This window comes from Clostridia bacterium, from assembly GCA_017554615.1.
Classification (GTDB): domain Bacteria; phylum Bacillota; class Clostridia; order UMGS1840; family HGM11507; genus SIG450.
In genome coordinates this window covers 18,082-33,501 of the sequence record JAFZHY010000023.1, presented here as the reverse complement: position 1 = coordinate 33,501, position 15,420 = coordinate 18,082, and the positions used below count along the sequence as shown (strand labels likewise).

The 15,420-nt window shown below is 31.5% G+C and carries 15 protein-coding genes; all 15 read right to left on the bottom strand.

Going from position 1 to position 15,420, the window contains the following annotated elements; translation table 11 throughout:
- Nucleotides 1–14 precede the first annotated feature (14 nt).
- Complete coding sequence (gene queA, locus IKZ35_05475) at nucleotides 15–1,040, bottom strand: tRNA preQ1(34) S-adenosylmethionine ribosyltransferase-isomerase QueA (protein MBR4893410.1); 1,026 nt, start codon at nucleotides 1,038–1,040, stop codon at nucleotides 15–17.
- An 11-nt stretch (nucleotides 1,041–1,051) separates the two neighbouring features.
- On the bottom strand, nucleotides 1,052–2,521 hold the full coding sequence (locus IKZ35_05470) for a SpoIID/LytB domain-containing protein (protein ID MBR4893409.1): 1,470 nt from the start codon (nucleotides 2,519–2,521) through the stop codon (nucleotides 1,052–1,054).
- Between the two features lie 139 nt (nucleotides 2,522–2,660).
- Nucleotides 2,661–3,203: an AbrB/MazE/SpoVT family DNA-binding domain-containing protein gene (locus IKZ35_05465; protein ID MBR4893408.1), complete on the bottom strand. Its 543-nt coding sequence runs from the start codon at nucleotides 3,201–3,203 to the stop codon at nucleotides 2,661–2,663.
- Nucleotides 3,204–3,346: 143 nt separating this feature from the next.
- A complete protein-coding gene (locus tag IKZ35_05460) occupies nucleotides 3,347–4,522 on the bottom strand; it encodes a nucleotide sugar dehydrogenase (protein ID MBR4893407.1) in 1,176 nt (391 codons plus the stop codon).
- A 4-nt stretch (nucleotides 4,523–4,526) separates the two neighbouring features.
- Nucleotides 4,527–5,525, bottom strand: coding sequence for an SDR family NAD(P)-dependent oxidoreductase (locus IKZ35_05455; protein MBR4893406.1), 999 nt, complete (start codon nucleotides 5,523–5,525; stop codon nucleotides 4,527–4,529).
- Complete coding sequence (locus IKZ35_05450) at nucleotides 5,522–7,048, bottom strand: oligosaccharide flippase family protein (GenBank protein MBR4893405.1); 1,527 nt, start codon at nucleotides 7,046–7,048, stop codon at nucleotides 5,522–5,524. The genes IKZ35_05455 and IKZ35_05450 overlap by 4 nt, the downstream gene beginning before the upstream one ends.
- Before the next feature lie 46 nt (nucleotides 7,049–7,094).
- Nucleotides 7,095–8,063, bottom strand: a complete 969-nt coding sequence (locus IKZ35_05445) for a glycosyltransferase family 2 protein (protein MBR4893404.1) — start codon at nucleotides 8,061–8,063, stop codon at nucleotides 7,095–7,097.
- Nucleotides 8,064–8,078: 15 nt separating this feature from the next.
- Nucleotides 8,079–9,239 (bottom strand): glycosyltransferase family 4 protein, encoded by a 1,161-nt coding sequence (locus tag IKZ35_05440; protein MBR4893403.1) that lies wholly within the window; start codon nucleotides 9,237–9,239, stop codon nucleotides 8,079–8,081.
- Between the two features lie 11 nt (nucleotides 9,240–9,250).
- Nucleotides 9,251–10,234 (bottom strand): glycosyltransferase family 8 protein, encoded by a 984-nt coding sequence (locus IKZ35_05435; protein MBR4893402.1) that lies wholly within the window; start codon nucleotides 10,232–10,234, stop codon nucleotides 9,251–9,253.
- The gene (locus IKZ35_05430; protein ID MBR4893401.1) at nucleotides 10,231–11,352 is read right to left on the bottom strand and encodes a glycosyltransferase; all 1,122 of its coding nucleotides are present in this window, start codon (nucleotides 11,350–11,352) and stop codon (nucleotides 10,231–10,233) included. The genes IKZ35_05435 and IKZ35_05430 overlap by 4 nt, the downstream gene beginning before the upstream one ends.
- Nucleotides 11,349–12,443, bottom strand: coding sequence for a glycosyltransferase family 4 protein (locus IKZ35_05425; GenBank protein ID MBR4893400.1), 1,095 nt, complete (start codon nucleotides 12,441–12,443; stop codon nucleotides 11,349–11,351). The genes IKZ35_05430 and IKZ35_05425 overlap by 4 nt, the downstream gene beginning before the upstream one ends.
- A 12-nt stretch (nucleotides 12,444–12,455) precedes the next feature.
- The gene (locus IKZ35_05420; GenBank protein ID MBR4893399.1) at nucleotides 12,456–13,298 is read right to left on the bottom strand and encodes an NAD-dependent epimerase/dehydratase family protein; all 843 of its coding nucleotides are present in this window, start codon (nucleotides 13,296–13,298) and stop codon (nucleotides 12,456–12,458) included.
- Complete coding sequence (locus IKZ35_05415; protein MBR4893398.1) at nucleotides 13,298–14,008, bottom strand: DUF1919 domain-containing protein; 711 nt, start codon at nucleotides 14,006–14,008, stop codon at nucleotides 13,298–13,300. Before IKZ35_05415 ends, IKZ35_05420 begins: the two co-directional genes overlap by 1 nt.
- A 19-nt stretch (nucleotides 14,009–14,027) precedes the next feature.
- A complete protein-coding gene (locus tag IKZ35_05410) occupies nucleotides 14,028–14,660 on the bottom strand; it encodes a sugar transferase (GenBank protein MBR4893397.1) in 633 nt (210 codons plus the stop codon).
- A 149-nt stretch (nucleotides 14,661–14,809) separates the two neighbouring features.
- Nucleotides 14,810–15,415 carry a cytidylate kinase-like family protein gene (locus IKZ35_05405; GenBank protein MBR4893396.1) on the bottom strand — a complete coding sequence of 202 codons (606 nt, stop codon included), beginning with the start codon at nucleotides 15,413–15,415 and terminating at the stop codon, nucleotides 14,810–14,812.
- Between the last annotated feature and the right edge of the window lie 5 nt (nucleotides 15,416–15,420).

Genomic DNA, 15,420 nt, shown 5'->3' with positions numbered 1-15,420 from the left:
ATTCAATGATTTTATCATTGAATAAACATTGCGTCGCCGAAACTGAAGAAACGGTATTTTTCATTAACTGCCGCCTTGTATGCCTTAAATATTGTGTCTTTATCAGATAAAGCACATATAAGCATTAAAAGGGTAGATTCAGGCAAATGAAAATTGGTTATAAGTTTATCTACCACCTTGAATTTATATCCGGGATAGATAAAGATTTCGGTATCTCCCTCGCAAGGCTCTAAATATCCGTCATCTCTTGCAACTGATTCTAAAACTCTTACCGAGGTTGTTCCCACTGCAATAACTTTATTGCCATTCTTTTTAGTTTCGTTTATCATATCACAGGTGGACTTATCAATAAAGAAATGTTCACTGTGCATTTTATGCTCTTTGATATTATCGCATTTTACAGGTCTGAAAGTTCCAAGACCGACATGGAGAGTAACAAATGAAATTTTAACCCCCATATTTTTAATTTCATCAAGAAGTTCATTTGTAAAATGAAGACCTGCAGTAGGTGCAGCAGATGAACCCTCATGTTTTGAATAAACCGTCTGATATCTTTCCTTATCTTTAAGTTTTTCTTTGATATAAGGCGGAAGAGGCATCTGCCCCAGTTTATCAAGTATATCTTCAAATACACCGTTATAAGAAAATTCTACTATTCTGTTACCATCTTCTTTAACCTTTATAACCTTTGCATTAAGCAGTCCGTCGCCAAATGAAAATTCTGCGCCCTCTCTTGCTTTTTTGCCAGGTTTTAAAATAACTTCCCATTTAGTTAGGTCAATACGCTTTAAAAGTAAAAATTCAATTTTCGAGCCTGTTTTACTCTTTATCCCATACAGTCTTGCAGGAATAACACGCGTATTATTTAAAACAAGCAAATCGCCCGGATTTAAATATTCTTTTATATCTTTAAATGTTCTGTGTGATATATCCCCGTTTTCCTTGTTTAACACAAGAAGCCTTGAACTTGTACGGTCTTCTAAAGGAGTCTGAGCAATAAGTTCTTCGGGTAAATCATAATAAAAATCACTAAGTTTCATATTTTCCAATATTATTCTCCCTCTATTTCGACACCCTGATAATAGTGTTTTAAAATAGTTATGTAGTCCCATCCTTCGTTTTCGGCATAGCCCATTGCACCATGCTGAGAAAAGCCTACATTATGTCCGTTGCCTTTTCCGTAAATTGTATCATCATTTAATTTTGGTGCTGACACTGGCGGTTTTTTACCTGCTAAAAACTCTGCATATTCTTTAAGTGTATATTTAGTCTGATTAGCATCAACGCTTACTTCGTTTCCTGATGGAATAATAAAATTCTGGCTTTTAACTCCGAGAATTGTTCTTACACTTTCTCTTAAAAATTCTTTCTGCCCGTTTGTTCCTTTGATTATTATTCCGGTAACTGTTCCTGTATCTGCCATTTTGGATATTTTAACCGATGTAACAGTTCCTAAATTATATCCTTTATCATTCATTTTTTTTGTAAGGTCTGAGTAGTTTATTTTTACTTCCCATGAATAGTCTGTGCAGTATTTATCTTCAACAGACTTTAAATAAGGATAAGGGTTACCCCATACATCTTCCACATTGGCAGTTCTTCCGCTTGAATGAGCAAAATAAACTGCGCTGATAGGTTTTCCGTTATAGGTAATTATCATATTTTCTGTTTCATCAACTGCTTTGTTGGACTGCGCTCTTTCCCACTTTGTGCCGATATACATCTGACAATGTGTTGTTGCACAAAGGGAAAAACCGTCTGCCTTATGTCTTTTAATGTTTTCTTCGTAATATGTTCTTGCACATACTGCCTGAGCCTTTTGTGCTTCAAGAGGGGCAGATGCACCTATTTCAGCAGGAACAACGCTGTAAAGATAATGTTGCATAGTAACATTGCTTATTATATTAAAAGCGTTACCTTTTTTAACAAATTCTATAACATCTCTGTAAGTTTCTTCTTTCCCGAAATCTATAAGCCCGTCATCCGTTGCGCCTATACCTAAATTATAACTTTCTGTCTGGCAAAACAGTAAAAGAGTTTTTCCAAATTCATCAGTTACTTTTATTAAGTTGCTGTCAGGCTCTACTATAAATGCAGTTTCGTTAAAAGACCTTGCAGTTTCAAGATTTATTGAAAGTTCTTCAGGTGTATAAATTTCTTCCATTACTGCGCATATATTTTCGTCTTTAATATAAGGCACAAGATTTTCTCTTTTATTGCAATATTCCAAAGCAGCGTTTATACTTTCAAACTGAGACTGTTCAACGATTAAGTATGATAAAGAAGAAGAGATGCTGACCTTTTTTGCATCAACACTTCCTATATTATAAACATCTTCATTCACACTGTAAAAATCAAAAGATTTTGTAGTGGATGATACGGTTGGGTTGCCTATGGCACTGCTACCATATTTAACACCTATTCTTACTCTGTCTGAAACATCATATGATGCATTAACATAAGTAGAAAAGAGAAAAAGAGACATAATATTTATTATTAAAACAAAAAATAATTTTTTCATATGTAATCTACCTCATATTTGCAAAATAAGTCATTCTTATCATATCATTTTATATATCTAATGTCAACAATGTAAGTACTGCACTAAAAATACAAAAATGCTGAACAAACCAAATTGTTCAGCATAAAATTTTAAAAGTTTAGTTTTCTATAATTTTTCCTAAAACTGTTGCAGAAGTCTGTGCAATTTTTTCTTCCGTTTCGCCTAATTTTTTGTTAAGGTCCGGAAAGATTATGCCCACCATTCCGACAGGCTCGTTCATACAAACCACGGGACAGGCAAGGCTTACTTTATATTTATCAGTAGAATCTATAAGGTTAACACTTTCTTCCCCCTCAACATATCCATAGGTCATTCTGTCGTCTATTATTTCTCTTAATTCATAAGATAGATTTTTACCAACTAATTCTTTTTTAGGTATGCCACAGGCAGATACAACATTATCTTTATCGGTAACAACCGTAACATAGCCTGTAATGTCATTTATAGCCTGAGCATATTCATCGGCAAACTCACTTATATCGCCAACCTGAGAATATTTTTTAAAAAGGACTGCCCCCTCATTATTGGTATAAATTTCTAATGGGTCGCCTTCTTGTATTCTCATAGTTCTTCTTATTTCTTTTGGGATAACAACCCTTCCCAAATCATCAATTCTTCTTACAATTCCCGTTGCTTTCATATAAAAACTCCTTTGTTATTCATTAATCATTCAATTTTATATTGGTATTTTGTGCAAACAAGGAATTTTTATGTAAAGAAAAAAATGGTTAAATTTAAAAAACCATGAGAGTAAATTTCTCATGGTTTTTATAAAAATAAATTTTAGTCTCTGAAATATAAATCTCTTGTATATACCTTATCAAGACAGTCAGCAATTTCTTCATTATATCTGTTTGCAATTATAACATCAGACATCTTTTTAAATTCATTTAAGTCTTTTATAACTTCAGAATTAAAGAATAATTCATCTTCCAATGTTGGTTCATATACAACTACTTTGATGCCTTTTGCTTTTATTCTTTTCATTACACCCTGAATGGAAGACGCTCTGAAATTATCTGAATTTGATTTCATTGTAAGTCTGTATATTCCTACCACATTCGGATTTTTCATTATGATTCTGTCTGCAATAAAATCTTTTCTTGTACGATTGGCATCAACTATTGCGCTGATGATATTATTCGGGATATTGTTATAGTTTGCAAGTAACTGCTTTGTATCTTTCGGAAGGCAATATCCGCCGTAGCCAAAGGACGGGTTGTTGTAATGGCTTCCTATTCTTGGGTCTAACCCTACTCCTTCTATAATTGACTTTGTATCTAATTCGCGTGTTTCAGCGTATGTATCAAGTTCGTTAAAATATGCTACCCTTAAAGCGAGATATGTGTTGGAAAACAGTTTAACAGCTTCCGCTTCGGTAGTATTCATAAAGAGGGTAGGGATATCTTCTTTTATTGCGCCTTCTTTAAGAAGTAAAGCAAACTGTTCTGCTTTATTTCTAAACTCTACATTTGAGCCTACTATAATTCTTGATGGATACAGGTTGTCATAAAGAGCCTGCCCTTCTCTTAAAAATTCAGGCGAGAATAGTATATTGGAACATCCGTATTTTTGCTTTATCCCCTCAGTATATCCAACAGGTACGGTTGATTTTATAACCATTGTTGCTTTTGGCTCAATTTCAAGAACGGTTTCTATAACCTGTTCTACGCTTGAAGTGTCAAAAAAGTTAAGTTTAGGGTCATAGTTGGTAGGTGTTGATATAATAATAAAATCTGCATCTTTATATGCTTTATGGCTGTCCAGCGTTGCAGTAAGATTTAAATTTTTATCTTTAAGAAATGCTTCGATTTCCTTATCTGCAATAGGAGATTTTTTATTATTAATCATTTCTACTTTTTCGCCCACAATATCTACTGCCCACACTTCATTATTTTGTGCAAGAAGCACTGCCATTGATAGACCTACATATCCTGTTCCTGCGACTGCTATTTTCATAATATTACTCCTTTATATAAAAATCTTTATACCACTTTGCAAAACGGTCAAGCCCTTCTTCTAAAGATGTGTTTGGCTTGAAGTCAAAATCTTTTATAAGTTCATCAACATCTGCAAAAGTCTGGTAAACATCTCCAGGTTGCATAGGTAAAAACTCTTTTTCTGCTTCTTTTTTAATTATTCCGTATTTCATTAATGCTTTTTCAAGAGTTTCAACAAAATACAATAGATTTTCAGGATTGTTGTTTCCTATGTTATACACCTTATAAAATGCATCATCTTCATTCTTTAGCGGCGGTTTTTTCATAACATTAACGATTCCTTCTACTATATCGTCAACATATGTAAAATCTCTTTTCATATCGCCGAAGTTGAAAATCTGAATTTTTTCTCCCTTAATAAGTTTGTTGGTAAAACCGAAATATGCCATATCAGGTCTTCCCATAGGCCCATAAACAGTGAAAAATCTAAGGCCTGTTACAGGTATTTTATAAAGTTTGGAATACGCATGTGCCATAAGTTCGTTTGACTTTTTCGTTGCAGCGTATAAAGACACAGGGTTATCAACTTTATCTTCGGTTGAATACGGAATTTTCTTATTTGTTCCGTAAACTGATGAACTTGATGCATATACAAGATGCTTAACAGGGAAGTTTCTGCATGCCTCAAGAATATTGAAGAAACCGATAATATTACTGTTTATATACGCATCAGGATTAGTGATTGAGTAACGCACACCTGCCTGAGCAGCAAGGTTTACCACAATTTCAAAATTATATGTTTTAAATAACTCAAAGATAAAATCTTTATCTTTTAAATCACCTTTAATAAAAGTGAATTTATCATATTTCTTTAAAATGTCAAGCCTTGCTTCTTTAAGGGTTACATCATAATAATCGTTAAGGTTATCAAAACCTATAACTGTTTGCCCTTCTTCAAGAAGCCTTTTTGAAAGATAAAAGCCAATAAAACCGGCAGCACCTGTAACTAAAATGTTTTTCATTTCTTCACCTTTTTCTTTAATATTTTATTTAAAGGAACTAAAATAATATTTTTTTCAAATTCATTCATTCCAAATAAGAATACGCTTATGGAATACAGTACAAACATTATAAATGCCTGAGTAATAAATTCAAAAATATTAGTTATCACAAAGAATCTGTTTACAAAAATACCATAAACTGTTGGTATTATAAAGGACGGGAAAAGAGATAGTATCTTTTTCCAGAAATCTATTATATCAATTCCTACTTTTTTATGGTAATAGATATTCATTATAATAATGTTACCCACAATAAGTGAACCTGCAGTACCAAATGCTGCTCCCAAAGCACCATAGTATTTACAAAGAGGAATGGATACAACAATATTTGCAAGTGCTATGTAAAAATACACTAAAGTTCCGAATTTATGAATGTTTTTTGCTCTTTGAATTTCTATCCCAAGATTCTGGATAGATGGTACAGTTACACAGGTTAAAAGTACTGCACCTACTAAAAAAGAATCTGCAAATTCAGGACCTGCCCAGATGGTTATAAAGTATTTTCCGAAGAAGAAGTACATTTCCAGAACAAGTGCAAGAATTATAAACTGAATTCTTCCTACCTTTGTGAAAAGGTTGGTAAGCAGATGATTTCCCTTGTCAGATGCGACTATATTATTTATTCGAGGAATAAATACATGGGAAAGTGAGTTTGATATATTTAAATAAAGATTATTAAACTGAGCAGCAATACCGTATATCGCAACTGTTACAGACCCTTTGAACATACCAAGCAAGGTTTTGTCCACATTCCAGTTTACCTGTTCGGTTATAATATTTAAGAATATCAGTGATGAAAATGCCCATATTTCTTTTAGTAAAGAAAAGTCAAGTTTTTTAAAGGATATTTTCATTCCTATTTTCTTAAAGCAGTAATAAATATTTATTACATCTGCAATAAGATTAACAATAAGTGTGGTAAACACCATTCCGATTGAACCGTAACCTAATAGCAATATAGGCAGATTCATAAGAGGGCTGAATACCACTTTTATCATATTGGTAAACTTTAGAAATATATATTTTTCATTTGCTGTAACAAAACAGGTAAAAACACTTGCAGGAAAAGATATCGCAATATTTACAACAAGTATTTTCATAAGTACTATTGCAGTCTTGATTTCCTGTGCTGTCAAACCTTCTTTAAAGATAGTTTCAACATTTGCAACAAGAAAACCACCTGCTATAAGAGTGATAATTGCAATAACTGTAAATACACACATAAACATTCCGTTCAGTCTTGCAATATCCTCTTTGTCATCTTTTACTTTATATCGTGAATAAAAGCGAATATAACCACTTCTGAAACCGAAACTCAGTATACCGAGATTTGCCACTACGGAGTTAACCAATGTATAAAGACCGTACTCTCCCTGACCTAATATACTTATCATTACAGGAGTATAGGCAAATGATATAAGCATAGTTAAGAAGGTTGACATATATGTAAGAACAACTCCTGCTTTCAGTTGATCAATCTTCATTATTTTTCTCCTTGCTTTAAAAATGTATTAAAAGACTGGTTTTTTATTATATTCTTTTTAATAATACTACCTTAAGTTTAAAATAAACAAACATCAAAAGTCTTAAATTATTAATGTATAAAAATTTGAAAACTATGTAATCAATTCTTTTTGGTTGTGCTTTTCTTATTTTTTCTAAAAGCAAACTGTGATTTGTATATCCTGCGATAAGTTGCTTTAACAATTTTTTGTTGTTTTTTGCTGTATCAAAAAAGCAGGAATGAATAAGTTTTAAATACAGTTCATACATTCTTTTTAACTCACAGTCTGGCCCATATATGGATTTTAAGAAATTTTCTTCTGCTTTTCTTTGTTCAATTAAAGAGTCAACTTTATCAGTCTTTGGCATTTTGTTTAGTGCCTTGTCATTATCAAGGCGGACATTATAAAGGCATTTTGATACTGAAGTAACCGTTGTAACATTTTTCATATAATTAAGTACAAACATAGTATCTGCGCCTAAAGTTAAGTCTTCCATAAACTGTTCGTCAATAAGACTTCTTATGTATAATTTATTACAAGGACCAAGATTTATTTTTCTTAGTTCAAAATAATAGTCTATTCTTTTTCTTAAATTATATGTTTTATGTTTTATATGGTGTTCTTTTAAAACCTTATCGTTTTTATATATTTTTATTCCGCAGATAGCCATATCTGCATTGGTTATCGCATCAAGAAGTTTTTCGCACATATCAGGCTCAATAAAGTCATCACTGTCAACAAACTGAACATATTTGCCTCTGGCATTGTAAAGCCCTAAGTTTCTTGCTTTTGAAACGCCCTCGTTCTTCTTGTCAAATACTCTTATTCTTGAATCTATGGTTTCGTATTTTCGGCAAATTTCCAAACTCTTATCCTTTGATCCGTCATTAATAAGAAGTATCTCTATATCCTTATATGTCTGATTAATAATACTTTCTATGCATTTGTCAAGCCATTTTTCCGCATTATATACGGGAACTATAACAGAAATCATTTTTATACCTCGTTTTTATATGTTATTTAAAAGATAAGTAAATCTTTCGCAGTAGTTTTCTATTGAAAAGTTACAGGATATTTTTTTTGCTTCTTCTCCCATTTTTTTAATATCAGCCTCTTTCATATATAAAAGGCAATTTTTTAGGTTGTCAATGTAGTTTTTGTCATATTTTGCGACTACTGAAAAGTTTTCATTAACCAATTCTTTCATTGCGCCCAGATCGCTTATTATAAGAGGGATGCCATTAGATGCAAATTCGATAACTGTAAGGTTAAAAGCATCCTGGCAGACTGACGGAACAACACCTACATCTGCTAATTGATACAAACAGTTTATTTTATCATATGGAACAAACCCTGTAAGAATTATTCTTTTATCTTCCAATTCTTTGATTTTTAATAATGTTTCATTAGGCGCATTGGTACTGTATCCTGTGCCACCTGCAATTATTAGTTTTATATCAGGGTCGTCAATCTGGGAAAAAGCCCTGCACAGTTCATAAGCACCTTTGTCTTTTGTCAGTCTTCCGCAATACATATATACAAAGTCATCATCTTTTATAGAGTATTTTTCTTTCATAACCTTTTTTAAATTTTCGTCTTTTGAAAACTTATTAAGATTGACTCCATTATAAAGAGTTTTAACTTTATTGGTATTTTCAATAGTTTTAACAAGACTTCCCAATGTATCGCTTATTGTATAAACAAAATCATAGCAGTTAAGAATTTTTTTTGCATTTTTAGTATTCTTATTAAGATAATCGTTATGAAGATGCAAGATAAGTTTGTTTTTAAATTTCTTTCTTATCTTTAATCCAAATTCAGGTGCATTTTCAATTATTATGGCATCATATTTATTAAAATCTTTTTCATTTCTTATTACTTTTGAAATGTATGTATTCCCAACATAAATTTTAGTGTATCTGTTGATAATATGCCTTGCAATTCGGTCAAGTTTATCAAATATACTCTTAATTTTAATAAACTTAAACTCGGTAAATTTATATTCCTTGGACTTAATCTTAGCATCATTATCAAAAATTGAATAAAGAGTAATATCGTGAAGATGATTTTCTTCATTGTATTTTAAATAAGAATTTACAAGATATTCTACTGCTCCGCCTTTAACATCAGGTATTGGTAATGCCTGATAGTTAATAAAAAGAATTTTCATGGTTTTATTTTTTAAAAATGTCTTGTATTAACATTTTTTCTCCTTTTAATATTAAGAGTTTTTTCACATAGTGAATAAACAAAGAAAGGAAAGTGGTTAAATATAAACTTTCTGATTTTTATTTTTTTGTTCAGCTCACCGTCAAAAAGTTTAACTTCAAACGGAGTTTTTTTAAGATTTTCTATATATAAATCTTTTAACGGATGTGTACAGCTTTTAAACCATGGCCTGTTATAAAACTTTGTTATATAGTGAATAATGGCAGGGTTTTTAACCGCTTCATCAAGTTCAGCTTGAGTGTAGTAATTTTCTATATCATAAAGACTCTTAATCTGGTTTGCCTTAGTGTCAAAAAATTGCGACATTGTATTAAATTTCGGATGAAGAATTTTTATTTCATCTTTAAAAACACCGTTTATAATACCCTGGTCGTGATGAGGAACAAAACCGTTATAATCTTTTATCATTTGAAGAATTCTTTCTTCTGCATTTTCTTCACGCCATTTTTTTAAGTTGATAAGAAGAACTCCACCGTTTATATATCTGTGTTTTCTTGTCATTCCTACCATTTCAAGTGAATGGAAGGCAGGGTTGTCCTGTACACCGGCAACAATATAGTCTTCCATTTCGGTTTCCCATAGTTCTTTTAAAGAACCGTTTACGATAGTATCACAGTCAATATATAAAATTTTGTCTTTATCACAAATTTTAGAAAGAAAAAGTCTTGCATATCCTACTTGGGCATATCCTGTTTTATCGTTTAATTTAAGATTTTTGCTAAGTTCTTTGAACGGATAAAAAATAATTTGAGAAATCGGAAATTCTTTTGAAAGAATGTAAAATTTTTCTTTACACTCATCAGAAATATTATCATCAATTATGTAAATATTTATTTTCTCAAAACAAGAGTTGTTTTTAAGAAGAGAGTAAATTGATGCGGCAGCGTGCTGGGAGTAATTACTATCGGTAGCATAAAGAACATTTAATTCATTCATTTTTTCATTTCCTCCGTAACATTTATATAAAAGTTTTCAAGTTTTTTTGCAGTTTCTAAGATATTATATCCTGCTTTATTTATATTTTCTGTAGATTTCTTATAATCTTCTTTATCGTGTGCATGTTCTATAATAAACTGAGCCCAGTCTTTTGCAGTTTTATCAAGGGAAAGACCATACACATTTTTGTTTATATATAAGTCCTGCGGTAATTCTTTGTTTATAAAACAAGGTATACCGTGAGTCTGTGCTTCTATAACTGCAATTCCCAAGCCTTCGTGTAAAGACGGGAAAACAAAACAGTCCATTATATTAATAATACTGTTAATGTCATTTAAAACACCTGTAAAAATTATTTTATCAAGGATGTTTAAAGATTTTGCTTTGGTTTTTATCTGTTCTTCACATTCTCCTTCACCTGCAAGAATTAAAACAGAGTCTTCATTCATTTTAGTAATTTCAGAAAAAACTTCAAGCAGGAAGGAATGATTTTTTGCTTCGGTAAATCTTCCTATATGACCGATAACAAGTTTATTATCTATGTTATATTTGTTTTTTGTTAATTCGCACAGTTTAGTATCTGGTGTATATTTATTTATATCTATTGCATTTTTTAATACTGAAAAGTTAGGTTTATTAATAACATTCTTCCCGAATCGAACTATTCCTGCATCTTTAGAACAGGCAAAAAGATAATCGGAACGGTATCTTTGTGCATATGTTGTAAGTTTAAACAACATATCCTTTAAAGATTTTCCCCCGCCTTTTTTATTATGGCTGTGGGATATAACATATCTTTTTAACTTTTTGGCTATTTCTGTATAAATTGCCGAACTTGATGCAATATGCCCATGGATAATGTTATGTTCAGGATGTTCTTTTAAAAAAGATTTAAGTTTTTTTATGTATGAAAATGTGTTTTTACCATTCCAGCGTGGAATATAATAAATTCTGCCGCCAAGTTTTTCTATTTCATCATCAAAAAAACTTTTTTTTGTAGTATTTACAAGAAAGTCAAACTGAATTTTCTCTCTGTCAATATTCCTTAATAAACTCATTATCATATTTTCTGTTCCGCCACAGTTCATAGCAGAAACTATATGCAGTATTCTTATCATTTTTTTTCAACCTTTTTTATTTGTTCAAGATATTTTGAAACTACGATGTTTCTGTCAAACTCTTTTTCTACCTTTAATCTTCCGTTAAGCCCCATTTGTTTCTTTTCTTCATAGGATAGATTAAGGAATTTCTCAATCTGCAAAATAAGATTGGACGAATCTTTTTCTTTACATATATAACCGTTTATACTATCTTCTATAACTTCTCGGCATCCTGCTCTGTCGGTAGTGATTAAAGCCCTGCCCGAAGCAGCGCTTTCTAACAGAACATTGGAAAGCCCTTCAGGATAGTATGTAGGATGAACGGTACAATGAACATCTTTTAATACATCTCTTACATCGCTTACCATACCGTGATAAATAACAGTACCGTTATCTATATATTCATTAAGTTTACCCTTGTATTCAGCTTCACAAAATCCGCAGATGTGAAAATCTGTGTTTTCGTATTTTCCTTTTATATATTTTGCCGCTTCAAGATATTGGTCAATTCCTTTTTCTTTCATTATTCTTGAAATAAATACAAAGCTTGTCTTATTTTCATCAGGATATTCAAGCAGTTTAAAATGAGAAAGATTAACTCCTGAACCCGGCAAAAGAGTATAAGGAGAATTTAATATTCTGTGTTTTTTCATAAACTCTAAATTTTCAGTATTCTGGAAGAAAATATGAGTTGCTTTCTTTAAGCCCAGTTTATAAAGCATTATAAAAACAGGTTGCAACGGTCCCTTGTTTTCTACAGCAGTGCCAAGACCTGTTATATTCGGGAAGAAAGGAATTTTTAAAGAGTTACATACCATTCCTCCGTATATATTCGGCTTAATTGTATAAGAAAGAACAATATCAGGTTTTAATTCTTTCAATATTTTTTTATAATTACTTATAAGTTTTAATTCTTTTAAAAAATCTGTGCCATGTCTTTCAAATGGGATATCAATAAATTCGCATCCCATTTCTTTTAGTTTTTCAATTTTTTCTCCGTAACTTAATATAAGAACAATTCGGTGGCCTTCGCTTATAAGCGCCTGAATAACTTCTTTTCTGAGATTATATGTCCATGCGTGGTCGTTTGATAATATGGCAATAGTCATATATAATTCCTCCTATAAACTTTGTCCTAAAGAATCTTTGGTATCTACTTTACAGTATGAAAAGTTCCATTCATCGTCAATTTCATATATAAGTGTGCCGAACGCCTTTTGAATTTTAGATACAAAAGGCATCATAATCAATACTCCAAAACCAAATAAAAAACTAAAATAGATATTTTTTCCGTTTTTGGCTGCAATTTCTTTTACAATATCCAGAGTTTTAACATATTCTCTGTTCTGAGGAAAGAACAAACCACTTTTTTCATTTTCGATTATAAGTTTTACAAACTCACATAAGTTGTTTATGTAAATCATACTTCTTTTATTGTTTACACGCGGAAAAACAGGCAATATCTGAGCAAGTTTTTTAAGAAGTTGAAAATTACCCTTGCAATCTTTGCCATATACCATCGGAGGTCTTAAAACTGCGACCTTAAAATCAGGGGAGGACAGAGCATTTATTTTTTCCTCTGCCATAAGTTTCGACTTTCCGTAATTTGAAACAGGTGCAGGAATGGTATTCAAAGTGATTATACCTGTATCTTTTCCGTAAACGCTCATACTGCTTAAAAATACAAACTGATCAACTTTTTCATCCTTTGCTTTTTTTGCAACTTCATATGCTAAATCACAATTAACCCTGTAATAAAGCGAAGCATTTTCTTTTGTTTCCTTTATATGAGCAATACCCGCAACATGAAAAATCGCGTCATATCCTGAAAAGTCTTTTTGCGCCCAGTTTTCATCAAGCATATCAAGAGTATCCACAGAATAGTCGCAGTAGTTATTTAAAATATAATTCTTAAAGGTTTCGCCTATGTAACTTCCTTTTCCGGTAATAAGTATTTTTTTCATCATATACTCCTGTTTTCAAAATAATGTGTTCTGTAATCTTCTTCCATATTAAGCCATGCAACATAATCAAATTCTTTTTCGTATATTCTGAATCCGTCTAACTTTATGTTTGCAAAAGAGCCTACTACAGGTTTTTCTACTGTGCTTTTTAATAAAAAGCAGTAATCCAGCTCAGAATATTTATGGTTTGTAAACACAACAAGTCTTTTGCATTTTATTTCTTTTAATTCGCATAACTGATCATAAGTCAACTGGTCTGAACTCATTATAATATACAGGTTGTCAAGATTAACTCTTTTTTTCCTGTCGTTCCACTTTTCTTTTGCTTCATTAAATGTTTTATAATGATTAAAATAAATTTTTATATCTCCGAGAATACCTGTGGGATATCCACCTGCTGGATACGCCTGGTCTTTTCTGTATTCACCCTCTGTAAGTTCCAAAGAAAGATAATACTCGGGGTTTTTAATAAATTTTATAAAATACTTATTTTCAATAGTAAGATTCACAGTCGGAGAATTAAACTTAAGGCCTAAATTGTGGTATATAAGACCGCCTGCACAGTTGCAGGAAAAAATTGTAGGCGATTCATTAAGCATGAGTCTGTTTTGCATAAATTTATGGAAAGCATCTGTCTTTCGTTTAACAAAATAATTCTTAGTGCATATGTTTTTAACTAATGTTTTTAATGCATACTTAACAGGCATCATAATATATCACCCTTTTTAATTATTTCGAAATTTCTTCTTTTTTACGGCTTCCTGTACCGCCTTCGACAACACCGTCAGATTTTAAAACTTTAAGTATTGTTCCGAAGAAGCATTTTGTGTCCATTAAAAATGCTTTAAAGCCGCCTTCGTTTAAAATTTTTGCATATTCTCCGTCTAAAGATGCTTTTAAGTCTATTGGAAGTTCATCTCTTCCGTTAATCTGCGCCCAGCCTGTAAGCCCCGGTTTAATGTCGTTAGCACCGTATTTATCTCGTTCCCAAAGCAAATCTTCCTGATTAAAGAGCGCAGGGCGAGGGCCGATAATTGTCATAGTTCCTATAAAAATACAGTAAATCTGGGGAAGTTCGTCAATGGAGAGTTTTCTAATAAGTTTTTGAAATTTGGAAAGAGAATCTTCTGCATTAAAAAGATGAGTTGGCATATCTTTCGGAACGGTTACTGGCATACTTCTGAATTTTAGAATTGTAAATTCTTTTTTATGTAATCCAACCCTTTTTTGTTTAAATAAAACAGGGCCTTTAGAGTCAATTTTTATCATTATTGCAACTATCAGCATCGGAATAAGTAAAACCATTATTCCTAAAAAAGAAAGGATAATATCAATTGCCCTTTTTACATAATTTTTATACATAACCTAACTCCTTTTATATAAATATATATAATAAACCATAATATGATTATAACATTCATATTTTAAATAGTCAAGAAATTAAAAAAGCATCTTTAAATTCAAAAAACCTTCCGCAATATGATTTTGCGAAAGGTTTTTTGTTTTTTATTTTACTGTTCGTTAAGAGCCTTCTTTTCTTTAACAAAATTTTCGATAAAATCTACTGTTTTCTCAATTCCAAGAACGCTTGAGTTAATGGAAAGATGATAGTTTCTTGAATCTCCCCATTTTCCTTTGCAGTAGTGGTTGTGATAACTTTTTCTTGCAAGGTCGTTTCTTTTAGCCATAGCTTCTGCTTCCTTGTAAGATAAGTTGTAAACTTCCATAACTCTTTTTATCTTTTCTTCTGTATGTCCGAGTACAAAAACTGTAACCATATTTTTGTTGTGAGATAAGTGATGCTCTGCACATCTTCCAACGATAACAAAAGATTCACCGTTATCTGCCTTGTTCTGCAAAAACTTAAACTGCATTCTAACAAGATGGTCTTCCATAGAAGTTGAATGACCTCTTACTTTTCTTGAAAAAAGAGTAAATCTTGGTTTTTCATCATACTTTTTAAAGTCATGGTCTTCAATTCCCATATCTTCTGCAATATGGTCAAGAAGATTATGGTCATATAGCGGAATATTAAATCTTTTTGATAATTCTTCGGCAATTACATGCCCACCGGAACCAAACTCTCTGCCTATTGAAATAATAAGTTGATTATTCATAATAA

Excerpts from the sequence above, each read along its gene's own strand:
- IKZ35_05465 (MBR4893408.1), bottom strand. The coding sequence starts at position 3,203 with ATGAAAGCAACGGGAATTGTAAGAAGAATTGATGATTTGGGAAGGGTT.
- IKZ35_05430 (MBR4893401.1), bottom strand. The coding sequence starts at position 11,352 with ATGATAAGAATACTGCATATAGTTTCTGCTATGAACTGTGGCGGAACA.
- IKZ35_05445 (MBR4893404.1), bottom strand. The coding sequence starts at position 8,063 with ATGATTTCTGTTATAGTTCCCGTATATAATGCGGAAAAATGGCTTGAC.
- IKZ35_05435 (MBR4893402.1), bottom strand. The coding sequence starts at position 10,234 with ATGAATGAATTAAATGTTCTTTATGCTACCGATAGTAATTACTCCCAG.
- IKZ35_05455 (MBR4893406.1), bottom strand. The coding sequence starts at position 5,525 with ATGAAAAACATTTTAGTTACAGGTGCTGCCGGTTTTATTGGCTTTTAT.
- IKZ35_05450 (MBR4893405.1), bottom strand. The coding sequence starts at position 7,048 with ATGAAGATTGATCAACTGAAAGCAGGAGTTGTTCTTACATATATGTCA.
- IKZ35_05440 (MBR4893403.1), bottom strand. The coding sequence starts at position 9,239 with ATGAAAATTCTTTTTATTAACTATCAGGCATTACCAATACCTGATGTT.
- IKZ35_05410 (MBR4893397.1), bottom strand. The coding sequence starts at position 14,660 with ATGTATAAAAATTATGTAAAAAGGGCAATTGATATTATCCTTTCTTTT.
- IKZ35_05420 (MBR4893399.1), bottom strand. The coding sequence starts at position 13,298 with ATGAAAAAAATACTTATTACCGGAAAAGGAAGTTACATAGGCGAAACC.
- IKZ35_05470 (MBR4893409.1), bottom strand. The coding sequence starts at position 2,521 with ATGAAAAAATTATTTTTTGTTTTAATAATAAATATTATGTCTCTTTTT.
- IKZ35_05405 (MBR4893396.1), bottom strand. The coding sequence starts at position 15,415 with ATGAATAATCAACTTATTATTTCAATAGGCAGAGAGTTTGGTTCCGGT.
- queA (MBR4893410.1), bottom strand. The coding sequence starts at position 1,040 with ATGAAACTTAGTGATTTTTATTATGATTTACCCGAAGAACTTATTGCT.
- IKZ35_05460 (MBR4893407.1), bottom strand. The coding sequence starts at position 4,522 with ATGAAAATAGCAGTCGCAGGAACAGGATATGTAGGTCTATCAATGGCA.
- IKZ35_05415 (MBR4893398.1), bottom strand. The coding sequence starts at position 14,008 with ATGATGCCTGTTAAGTATGCATTAAAAACATTAGTTAAAAACATATGC.
- IKZ35_05425 (MBR4893400.1), bottom strand. The coding sequence starts at position 12,443 with ATGACTATTGCCATATTATCAAACGACCACGCATGGACATATAATCTC.